The 11,809-nt window shown below is 38.8% G+C and carries 7 protein-coding genes and 1 pseudogene; 6 read left to right on the top strand and 2 right to left on the bottom strand.

The genetic code is table 11. The annotated features are described in order from the left end of the window. Window positions 1-29: 29 nt before the first annotated feature. The 4 genes and pseudogenes from MKX14_RS04655 to MKX14_RS04640 all read left to right on the top strand — a co-directional run bounded on the left by MKX14_RS04655 (window position 30) and on the right by MKX14_RS04640 (window position 3,820). Entirely contained in the window at window positions 30-1,268 is a 1,239-nt protein-coding gene (locus tag MKX14_RS04655; protein ID WP_240281894.1) for an isochorismate synthase, read from the top strand. Continuing rightward, window positions 1,265-2,929, top strand: a complete 1,665-nt coding sequence (locus MKX14_RS04650; RefSeq protein ID WP_240281893.1) for a (2,3-dihydroxybenzoyl)adenylate synthase — start codon at window positions 1,265-1,267, stop codon at window positions 2,927-2,929. The genes MKX14_RS04655 and MKX14_RS04650 overlap by 4 nt, the downstream gene beginning before the upstream one ends. Window positions 2,930-2,950: 21 nt before the next feature. Next, a pseudogene (locus MKX14_RS04645) lies at window positions 2,951-3,601 on the top strand (isochorismatase family protein); the annotation flags it as partial. Between the two features lie 30 nt (window positions 3,602-3,631). After that, on the top strand, window positions 3,632-3,820 hold the full coding sequence (locus MKX14_RS04640) for a phosphopantetheine-binding protein (RefSeq protein ID WP_235823111.1): 189 nt from the start codon (window positions 3,632-3,634) through the stop codon (window positions 3,818-3,820). 54 nt (window positions 3,821-3,874) lie between these two features. On the opposite strand, the gene MKX14_RS04635 is transcribed toward MKX14_RS04640, so the two are convergent. Further along, on the bottom strand, window positions 3,875-7,036 hold the full coding sequence (locus MKX14_RS04635) for a multidrug efflux RND transporter permease subunit (protein ID WP_240281892.1): 3,162 nt from the start codon (window positions 7,034-7,036) through the stop codon (window positions 3,875-3,877). Window positions 7,037-7,253: 217 nt separating this feature from the next. Between MKX14_RS04635 and MKX14_RS04630 the strand changes: the two genes are divergently transcribed. Both MKX14_RS04630 and MKX14_RS04625 read left to right on the top strand, forming a co-directional pair. After that, window positions 7,254-9,215, top strand: a complete 1,962-nt coding sequence (locus MKX14_RS04630; RefSeq protein ID WP_240281891.1) for a TonB-dependent receptor plug domain-containing protein — start codon at window positions 7,254-7,256, stop codon at window positions 9,213-9,215. Window positions 9,216-9,352: 137 nt separating this feature from the next. Next, on the top strand, window positions 9,353-9,754 hold the full coding sequence (locus MKX14_RS04625) for a transcriptional repressor (protein WP_240281890.1): 402 nt from the start codon (window positions 9,353-9,355) through the stop codon (window positions 9,752-9,754). Window positions 9,755-9,808: 54 nt separating this feature from the next. Here MKX14_RS04625 and MKX14_RS04620 read toward each other — a convergent pair whose 3' ends face one another. Next, complete coding sequence (locus MKX14_RS04620) at window positions 9,809-11,590, bottom strand: bifunctional metallophosphatase/5'-nucleotidase (protein WP_240281889.1); 1,782 nt, start codon at window positions 11,588-11,590, stop codon at window positions 9,809-9,811. Window positions 11,591-11,809 lie beyond the last annotated feature (219 nt).

The raw sequence follows: 11,809 nt of genomic DNA, 5'->3' as shown, positions 1-11,809 counted from the left end.
AACAAAATAACTGTATAAGGAGTTGCGAGATGTCGGCACAGCATCCGTATTTTATCCAACGAGAAAATTTTACTGAAAGCCGCGTTGCATTAGCACAAGAAATTTTAAATTGTGGAAATGACGCAGGTTTTATTTTCACAACGCCAGAATACACCATCAATAGTCATCAAAAATTAAGAGATATTCAGGTTACTAAAAATAGCCTTTTAAAAGATTGGTTAGATGAAGCAAGAGCTCAATTAGAACTTGCAATGAATGACGGTTATAAAGACGTCAAAATTATGGGTGGTTTACCATTTTGCTCGGCAGCCGATGTCAATTTAATGCTTATGCAAAATGCAAAGATCTATCAGAAAGTACTCTATGCACAATCTGATATTGATTTTGGTTCTCTATCTTTAAAAAAGGCTGATTATTTCCCTTTAGGTGAACATTACCAACAGCAAGTTGAATATTTAGTTCAGCAAATGCAAGCAAAAAAACTCGATAAAGCCGTACTTGCTCGTATTTTACAACTTGAATTTGAACAAAATATTCCTGTCTCAGACTTATTTTATAACTTAGCCAAGCATAATCCCGAAGGCTATAACTATGCAGTCGCGAGGCATCTTCAAAGTGAAGGATGGTTTGTCGGTGCAAGCCCCGAACTCTTAATTGCAAAGCAAAATACAAAAATCTGGAGTAAACCAGTTGCTGGCACATTGGCTCGTGATGACGATCCAACCCTAGACCAAAATAATGCTAGAGCATTACTTGCTTCACAAAAAGATCAACATGAGCATGCACTCGTCATCGAAATGATTGCCGATGAACTCGCACCTTTCTGTAAGCAGTTAAAAGTACCTAAACAACCATCGCTCATTCGTACCAAACGCCTCTGGCACTTGGCATCCCATATTACTGGCGAACTTAAGCAAGCCGATATTCATGTTTTTGACTTAATTGAACGTTTACACCCAACACCCGCAATTTGTGGAGAGCCTAGTCCAATTGCTAAAGAATTAATTCAGCAACTTGAACCATTTAACCGTGAATTATTTGCAGGAACTATGGGCTGGGCAGATGAACAAGGTAATGGTGAATGGTCGGTGACTGTCCGCTGTGCCCGAATTTATCAGAACATTGCTCGTTTATTTGCTGGTGCAGGGATTGTGGAAGCATCTCGTCCACAAGCCGAACATGCTGAAACTGCCGCTAAATTTCGTACAGTACTGGACGGATTCCAGATTTCACCCAATCAATTGCCAATACAAGGACCAAACACATGACAACACAGGTTTATCTGGATGGCGCCGTGCCATATCCAGCAGAATTTGCTGAGATTTACCGTAAAAAAAGTTATTGGCTTGGACAAAACTTGAGTGATTTCTTGCGTGAAAGTGTTCAAAAATACCCGCAAAACATAGCAGTATATGATGGTGATAAAGCCGTTAGTTATGCTGAGTTTGATCATTTAGTTGATTACTGTACAAGCCACTTATATCAACATGGACTAAGAGCGGGTGATAAAGCAGTTGTACAAATGCCGAATCACTATCAGTTCTATGTTTTATTTTTTGCATTGATTCGGCTTGGTGCTTTACCTGTGATGTCTTTACCAGCACATCGCTATGCAGAACTCAGTAGTTTTTTCAAACAAACCCAAGCAAAAGCTTATTTCTGTGCTGATTTTGGTGCACAAAAATTTGACTACCGAGAGCTTGCGGAAAAGCTTCAGCAAACTGCTCCTTGCCTACAACATGTATTTGTACTTGGAAATGCCGATAAGTTTGTAGCCATTGAAGATCTATTAAAAGAAACCAATATTTTAGATGAAGCCATCTCGCCATCTTCGGCAGATCAGGTTGCTTTCTTACAACTTTCAGGTGGAAGTACCGGTGTTCCTAAACTGATTCCACGTACCCATGATGACTATCTATATAGCGTACGTGAGAGTGCGAAAATCTGCCGCCTCAATCAGGCATCACGTTTACTGATGGTTTTACCCGCGGCACATAACTTTTCAATGAGCTCGGCCGGTTCTTTAGGTATTTTTTATTCAGGTGGAGCTGTTGTTTTAGGTACTGATCCAAGCCCTGAAACAGCTTTTTCATTGATTAAAAAACATGGTGTAACTGATGCTTGTTTGGTTCCAGCTTTGGTTCGACCTTGGATGGATAAAGCAGCGAAAGATCAAGATCCAATATTATCAGCTCTACGTTGCTTGCAAGTCGGAGGGGCACGTTTACCCGATGCAGTTGCCTCACGCTTGATTGATGAGTTCCAAGTTAACTTACAACAAGTCTTTGGAATGGCTGAAGGGCTAGTGAATTACACCCATTTTGACATGACGAAAGAACAGATTATCCATACCCAAGGTTTAAAAATCTCACTAGATGATGAAATTTTAGTGCTAGATGATAACGATCAGCCAGTAGATGCTGGAGAGGTAGGGCATTTGTTGACTCGCGGCCCTTATACCATTCGTGGCTATTATCAAGCACCAGAGCACAATGCACGTTCTTTTACACCGGATGGTTTTTATCGCACAGGTGATTTAGTCCGTATTCGAGAGGATGGCTGCATTGTTGTAGAAGGGCGTTCAAAAGAACAAATCAATCGCGCTGGTGAAAAAATTGCGACTGAAGAGGTTGAACAAGCTTTATTAACTCACCCACAAATCCGTTTAGCAGCACTGGTTGCTATGCCAGATGAGATCATGGGTGAAAAGAGCTGTGCCTTTATTGCATGGCAATCACAAAACGATGATCCAAGCCAAATTCGCCTTGCAATGTCAGTCCGTCAACATCTGAAAGACTATGGACTTGCTACCTACAAAATTCCCGATCGAGTCGAATTTATCGAGCAATTTCCATATACAGCCTTTGGAAAAATCGACAAAAAAAGATTACGTCAACAACTTGAAACCAACACCAATGTTCTTGCTTAAAGATAAAAAAGGAAAAATTTGATGAGTATTCCTAAAATTGCTAGTTACAGCATGCCACAAGCGCACGAGTTTACAGCGAATAAAACACATTGGCAGTTGCATACCAATCGCGCTGTTTTATTAGTACATGATATGCAGCAATATTTTTTAGATTTTTATGATCAAACTCAAGCGCCTATTCCAGAGCTTATTAAAAATACTAAAGAACTGATTGAAACTGCGCGTAAGTTTAATATTCCTGTGGTCTATACGGCACAGCCCGGTAACCAGACACCTGAACATCGCCAGTTATTAACTGACTTTTGGGGAACTGGCCTAAAAGATGACCCTAAAATTACTCAAATTTTGCCAGAAATTACGCCTGATAAAAATGATACTGTCTTAACAAAGTGGCGTTATAGCGCTTTTAAATTTTCTCCACTTGAACAACTCATGCGTGAGTCAAACCGCGACCAGCTCATTATTTGTGGTGTTTATGCTCATATTGGTTGCCTCATGAGTGCGGCAGAAGCCTTTATGCTAAATATTCAGCCGTTTTTATGCGGAGATGCACTTGCTGACTTTAGCCGTGAAGAACACGATATGGCTTTAAAATATACAAGTACACGTTGTGGGCAAGTTATGACAACTCAGCAAGTCACACGAGCTTGGGCGCTTGAACAAGCAGTCTCACCACTTACTGAAGAAGGTATTGTTTTGGCAGTGAGTGAACAACTTCAGATTCCTGCATCAGACATTCAGTTAAATGATGATTTACTCATGCTTGGACTTGATTCTGTACGACTCATGACATTAGTAGGTAAATGGCAAGCTTACGGCGCACAAGTGAGCTTTGAAGATTTAGCTGAACAACCAACACTTGAAGTGTGGATTGATAAGCTCGTAGCTTAAATTTAAAGAATAAAAAATGGCAGATATTAAATCTGCCATTTTTTATTTCAACCTTTAAAAGGATGTATTGTCCTTTTTAATACGGCTATTAAATCTTAAAGTTCGACTCAACCATAGTTTACTCATTGACCACTGAAAACTCGGCAAACTATGAACCACAACAAAGAAGAATACTGTAAATAGCGGCACCAGTAAGGTACCAAACACGACACTACCAAATACGCTCATTCCAATTTCATATCTGCTCGCAGCACCTGCACCAGTTGCAAAAATTAAAGGAACCACACCCGCACCAAAGGCAAGAGATGTCATCAAAATTGGGCGTAAGCGCAGCTTTAACGCTTCGCTTGCCGCATCAATTTTACTTTTCCCTTGTTTGAGTGATTGAGTCGCAAACTCCACAATGAGAATTGCATTTTTACAAGATAAGCCAATACCTGTTAAAAGGGCAATTTGAAAGTAAACATCGTTCGGTAACTTAAAAATCCACGCAAAAACAATAGTACCTGTAATGCCTAGAGGCAGCCCTAATAAAATAATAAAAGGAACTTTCCAGCTTTCATATAAGGCAGCCAAACATAAGAAAATAAATAGAATAGAAATGAGATATAAATAGATCGCTTGGCGGCTAGATTGTTGCTCTTGTAAAGAAAGACCACTCCATGCGACATCTATACCAGACTGTTTACTGACCATATCACTTAACTGTTGCATTGCCTGGCCTGAGCTAAAGCCAGAACTTACATTTGCTTCAAGTTGAATAGCAGCCAGTCCCATAAATCGGGTAAGAGCTTCTGGGCCACCTGTCCACTGACTTTGTGCAAAATGGGCAAGGGAAAGCATTCCACCTGAGTTATTGCGTACATGCCAATACGCTAAATCTTCGGGTTTAGAACGAAACTCTGAATCACCTTGCATAATGATTCTCTTAATTCGACCTCGTTCGACAAAATCACCAACATAGTTTCCGCCCCAAGCAGTCGATAGTGTTGAACGAATTGCTTGTTGGTCAACTCCTAACATTTTGGCTTTATTTTGATCGAGTTGAATAAATACTTCGGCTTTATCTTCACTCACAAGAGGGTTTAGATTTTCAAAGGCCGAATAATTTCGAGATTCTTTTTCTAAGGCTTTATATTGTTTAATTAATTCATCGCGCCCTTGACCATTTACATCTCTAAGCCAAAGTTCTAAAGCATCAGATTGACCTAAACCAGATACACTTGGCGGCATTCCTACCATGACTTTAGCGGGCAAGTTTTTCTGTAAATATGCTTGGGCACGTTCACGAATAGCACTCGCCGTATTGGCTTCTCCTTTACGCTCATTCCAATGTTTAAGCGAAACAAAAGCCATACCTAAATTTGGACCGCTTCCTGAAAAGTTTTGTCCATTCACGACCAGTACGGTATTAATATTTTTACCTTCATGTTCAAAGAAATAATTATTGACGAGTCTTCCAATTTCTTCGGTTTGGCTCATTGAAGCACTGTTATGCAAGCTATAGGGAACAGCAAGTAATCCTTGATCTTCATTTGGAATAAAGCTGGTCGGCAAACTGCGGTAAATCATAAATAGAATAATCGCAATGCCCACAACCAACAGACTGGAAAATACTTTAAACTGGATTAAACGAACAGATAAAAAACTAAAAGCTGATCTGACTTTTTGTAGAGCAAGCTCAAGTGTTTGTCCCCATTTTGGTTTTTTATTATGTTTTTTTAATAGAACTGCGCACATTGCTGGCGTGATGGTCATGGCTACAAATAGTGATAACAACATGGCTGCTGCTAATGTAATAGAAAACTGACGGTAAATCATACCCGTCGAACCACTAAAAAAGGCCATTGGAATAAATACCGCGGTTAAGACCAGCGTAATACCCACCAATGCACCGCTAATCTCTTGCATCGACATTAAACAAGCTTCACGTACACTTAGTTGTTGTTCGTGCATAAGCCGTTCAACATTTTCCACGACTACAATCGTATCATCAACCAATAATCCAATCGCTAAAACTAGAGCAAATAGCGTAAGTGTGTTAATGCTCATCCCAAATAAATACAACACCACAAATGTGCCACTAATGACGATGGGAACCGTAATGGTTGGAATAAGAGTAGCACGCCAATTTTGTAAAAAGAGATACATCACAATAACCACAAGCACGATTGCTTCAAGCAAAGTGATCATGACCTGCTTAATTGACTCTTCAATAAATGGTGTGTTGTCTCGTGGATAAACGACTTTATATCCAGCTGGTAAATGCTGGCTAAGTTGAGCCATTTTTTCTTTAATGAGAGCAGAAGTCTCAATTGCATTGGCATCGGGGCTGAGAGATATTCCTAAACCTGCTGATGGGTAGCCATTAAGTGTATTAATGCTTTCGTAATTTTCTGCCCCTAATTCGACTCTCGCGACATCTTTTAAATAAACAAGGCTACCGTCAACATTTGCTTTAACGACTACCGATTTAAAATCATCTATTGTTTTTAAACGTGAACCAGCTTTTACTTTTGCATAAATATTTTGATCAGAAGCAGAGGGCATTGCACCAATCGAACCCGCAGCAATCTGGGTGTTATAATCTTCTAGGGCCTTTTCAATATCACTCGGCACAAGTTGATAATTTCTAAGTTGATTTGGATTTAACCAAATACGCATGGCATAGCTTGAACCAAAAACATCAACTTCACCAATACCTTGCAACTGACTTAAAGGTTGTTCAAAGTGATTCACCATATAATCAGACAAATCAATATTGCTGGTTTTACCTGTTTCATCATATAGCCCCACAATAAGTAGCATATCGCCCGTGGTTTTCCATATGTTTACGCCTTGTCTTTGAACTTCCTCAGGTAAACGGTTTAATGCACCATTAATTCGGTTTTGTACTTGGAGCTGTGCTTTATCAATATCTGTGCCAATTTTAAAATGAATATCAATGCTACTCGTTCCTGATGATTCACTATAGGACGTAAAGTAAAGCAAATTATCCAGACCTTTTATTTGTTGTTCTAAAATTTGGGTCACACTTTCTTCGACTGTGTCAGCAGCTGCACCACGATAGTTCGCAACAACCGTAACACCCGGTGGAGCAAGGTTAGGATAGCGTTCGACAGGCATTGCTAAAGTGGCAAGAAAACCAAAAATAAGAATAGTGATTGCAACGACAGAAACAAAAATAGGGTGATAGATAAAAAATCGAGAGAGCATTGTTATGTCTACTTTAAGATTGTTTTAAATAGGTTTTTAGGCGCACGAAAGTGTAATGGTAACGCTTTTTTAAAGCACAAACAATAATGATTATCATTATATAACTAATAATTATTTTTATCTTGATCAGTAAAAGTCATGAGTATATGATGCTCGGCACATCATAAATGATAATAATTATCATGTGGTAATCATTATCCAGAATAAGGGCCGAGAAATGACGTTAACGAAAAAGGCGCTGGTGGTCGCCATCTCAACACTGCTTCCTTTCGCCGTTCAAGCAAATACAGATATTGAACAGCAGGGTAATAGTGAACCAGTTCAAAAACTTAAAACTATTGTGGTTTCTGCCGCATTAAAAGAACAAGACGTAGATAAAGCACCTGCATCCATTAGTGTGATCACGAGTGAAGAGATTGAACGCAGCGCAGCGCTGAGCCTTGCTGATGTTTTACAAAAGCAAGCTGGGGTTTATAACTATAACAGCGGTCAAGATAAAATCGTTATACGGGGAATGCTAAATACATCAGGTAACTACACACTCATTCTACTTAATGGCAAACGCATGTCATCTAATGGTGCCATGTGGCGTGGTAATGACTTTGACTGGAGTGCAGTTCCTTTAAATAGTATTGAACGTGTTGAAGTTATTCGCGGACCGATGTCATCTCTCTATGGAGCAGATGCCATGGGTGGTGTAATCAATATTATTACTAAAAAAGCCGAAGACGGGCAGCTTCATGGTTCGGTCTTTGGGCAATATAACCGAGCAGATCGTGGGAATGGTAAAGATCAATTCCGTTACGGATTTAACTTATACGGCGGTTTAACCGACAATCTAAGTTTTACTTTGGCAGGAGATGCCTATAACCGTGATGCATGGTACCGAAATGGCAAACCAGATCCAGAGGGGGCTTACTTTGTAGAAAAAGATACTAAAAACGTAAACGGTACATTAAGTTGGAATATTAATGACCAACAAACTTTAGACCTAGATTTGGGCTATAACAACGATAAACGGCCACTTACTCAAGATGCTGCGACCTCAATTCAAGAATCGGAAATGAAGCGCACCAATGTAGGAATTGCTCATCGCGGAAAATGGGGCTGGGGGAAAACAGAAGCTTATATTGGCAAAGAAACCGCTAAAATTTATGACTACGACAGCGAATATGATGCACCACAAAGTCGTAATTATAAGCAAGAAAATTTAATTGGTCGTGCTTTCGCTAACTTTGACTGGCTCATAAATAACAGCACCGCTGGTTTTGATTATAAAGATCAGAAAATTACGGATGTTGTGAGTTATATCGGCACAGGGAAAAACCAACAAAAAAGTTACGGTGTATTTGTTCAAAACGATACCCATATCAATGATGCACTGACATTAACTCTAGGTGGCCGTTACGACGACTTTGATGACTTTGATGGTAAATCGACCGGTAAAGCCTATTTAGCTTATCAACTTGCTGAAGGTGTTGTCTTAAAAGGTGGTGTTGGTCAAGCTTATAAAGTTCCGTCCCCAGCACAGTTAGACATTAACTACTCAATGATTTCATGTGGTGGTAGTTGCCACATTCGAGGTAATCCAGACCTAGAACCAGAAGAAAGCACCAACTATGAAGCATCATTAATTGTAACCCGTCCAAACTGGAATGCTGGTGTTACCATTTTCCAAAATGATGTGAAAAACCTGATTGAAGCCATTACCTTAAGTGATGGAGATCCGCGTTTAGTGGGTGATTTTAGAAAAATCTGGACTAATGTAAGCCGTGCAGAACTTAAAGGAGTTGAGCTTACAGGTGGTTACGACTTCACGGATAATCTAGGTGTTAAGGCAAATGCCACTTACTTAGATGCAAAAAATAAAACCACAGGTAAAGATTTAACTGAACGACCAGAATGGCTGGCTAATGGTTCAGTTTCTTGGGCACTAGTTGAAGACTTCCGTGTAAATGCAGGCGTAAGCTACGTTGGTAAACAAATGTACTCTGCAACTAAAGAGTTACCAGCCTATACCACTTATGATGTGACATTTACTTCACCACTTTCACCACGCTTAACATTGGACTATGGCGTAAAAAACCTGACTGATGTTGATCTGGAAGATAAAAACAAAACCTTTAACACCAAACTTTATGGCCGCAATTACTTTGTAAAAGCGACTTATAGTTTCTAAGTTAAAACTAAGTACAAAGCCTATTCGTAGGGGAATAGGCTTTGTTTTTTATTAAACAAATATCCATAATTTTCAAACCAGTATAGACAAAATAATTTTAAGAATTTCTATACTTTTCACATTAAGGCTAATTAATCATGACGGCAACTTCAAAATCATTATTAAATGGACTACCAATAAAAAAATCGAGAATACAGGTTTTTGAAATTTTAAATCAAAATCCACAAGGCTTAAGCGCGGTGAGTATTTATGCGCAAATTAAAAATGAACATAAAATTACGCTCGGAACGATTTATCGAATTCTATCTGAGTTTGAAAATCGCAAGCTTATTAAAAGAGTGTTCCTTGGGAAGAGTAAAAGTATTTATAAGCTTAGAAAAGATAAAATGAGCTGTAACTTGATTTGCCTAAAAACGGCAGAAGCCTCTAACTTTGAGCATGAGAAAGTTAATGAATTACTTCATGAAGTTATGGAGATTATTTTTGCGAATACAGGGACTAATATCAGCAGTATTGAACTTAATCTCTATACAGAATAAAAAGTTTAGATAGAAAAAAGGACAGTCTAAACTGTCCTTTTTTTATTAAATTTGCTATTTGATGACTTTAATTCGAGTAGTCGCTGGAATAATTAAAGGTGAATTCTTAGCGACATAGCTTTCAAGGGCATCAATATCTTGACCACCGCCTACACGGTTTTGGCCATCTTTTAATACCGTAAAGTTGTCACCACCATCTGCCAAGAAGCTATTTACCGTCACGCGATATACTTTACTGTCAACCAACGGAGAACCAGCAACTATGATGTTACTTGCTCGTGGTGAAACAGATGTATTTGCTGCATATTGGTAACTCAACTCTTTAGATGGCTGTAAAATTCTAGGTGAATTTGCATTTGCACCAGACCATTGCTGTTCAAGCACATCTCTAATCTGTTTACCGGTTAAGCTCAACGTCACAATAGAGTTACCAAAAGGTTGAACCGCAAAAACATCACCAAAGGTAATCTGGTTACTACTATTAATAAGTAGATCCGCACGCACACCGCCCGGGTTCATTAGCGTAAAGTCTGAGCCTTGATTACTTGCTTTTAAAGCAGTCGCTTGCTGAGCATCGGCAATCATAATACCTAGCGGACTTTCACCACTTTCGACTTGAGTACGGCTCACAACGGCAGTAGATGTACCAACCACACGACTTGAAATGGTGGTCACAGCTTGACGATATTTATCTAAAATTGCTTCAATGCTTGGGGTTTTACTAAATTTTTGATAGAGGTCTGTCAGGCTTACAGCGGTTGTACCGGATGTATAGGCTTCACTTTGTACAGGAACCTGTTTCGCATCTTTTTTGATTACATCACCAGTTTTACCATCTAATTCAATCTTGATGTCAGTAATGAGCGTGCCATATTGTCCAGCTGAAGTAAGTAAGAATGGTTTAGCTGGATTTTTTGTCGCATAGTCACAAATATAAGATTGATGTGTGTGACCTGACACAACAATATCAACTGCTGGATTAAGCTTATCCAAAATTCCTAAAATCGGACCACTTAAACCATCACATGTTTTTTGATTGAGCTTCGTACTTGGCGCCGCACCTTCATGGACAACGACTACAATCGCTTCAATTCCTTGTTTTTTTAATTCAGGAATCAACGCATTTACGGTATCTGCTTCATCACGGAACTCAACGTCTTTAATACCTGCCGCAGAAACAATACTTGGCGTCGCTTTAAGAGTTAAACCAATAAATGCAACTGGAATTCCACCATAACTTTTGACTTTATAGGCTGGGAAGATTGTTTTACTGGCGTCATTTTTCATTGCTACGTTAGCAGCAAGGAAATCAAATTTTGCACCACTAAAATTTTTATTAATTTGACAAGGTGCAGTACTGGTATATTGCTGACATCCACCATTTTTTAAACGGCGTAATTCGTCTGTACCACGATCAAATTCATGGTTACCTACAGCATTAAAGTCAATTTGAATATCATTCATGACTTCAATGGTTGGTTCATCTAAAAATAAAGAAGAGGTGAGAGGAGAGGCGCTAATTAAATCGCCTGCCGAAACCACAGCATTATTTGGATTTTCTGCTTTAAGTTTTTTAATCGCATCGGCGAAGTAACTCACTCCTCCTACAGGAATACGAACAGATTGAGCAGCATCATTTGGATTTGGTGCCTCGGCATAACGTTTAGGTGGCTCAAGATTTCCGTGAAAGTCATTAAAAGCTAAAATATTTACGGTTTGATTGCTTCTTTGAGCAGGTGGTGCTGGGTCATTATCATCATCGTCATTACATCCCACCAATAATGCTACAGCCAGAGAAAGTGTTGTTACTTTAAAAAGTATTGTTAAATTTTTCATTTTTTTATCATTTGATCAATTAAGACGGATAAAAAATACGCTTTTAGTATGAATGTTTGATGAAAGATCTAATAAGCAAATATGTTTGAAATATTAAAATTTGGACAAAAAACACAATTATCGAACAATATCTTAACTAGGGGTGGTCTACAAACCCAATTTTTTTATTTAGAATAAATTTTTAATTGCCTTATAAATCTTAATCAAGTGATTCATTTC

The sequence above is a fragment of the Acinetobacter pittii genome (assembly GCF_022449185.1).
In the GTDB taxonomy this organism is placed as follows: Bacteria; Pseudomonadota; Gammaproteobacteria; order Pseudomonadales; family Moraxellaceae; genus Acinetobacter; species Acinetobacter pittii_I.
Note: the sequence above shows the minus strand (reverse complement) of the source record. Positions and strands in the feature narration are given on the sequence as shown.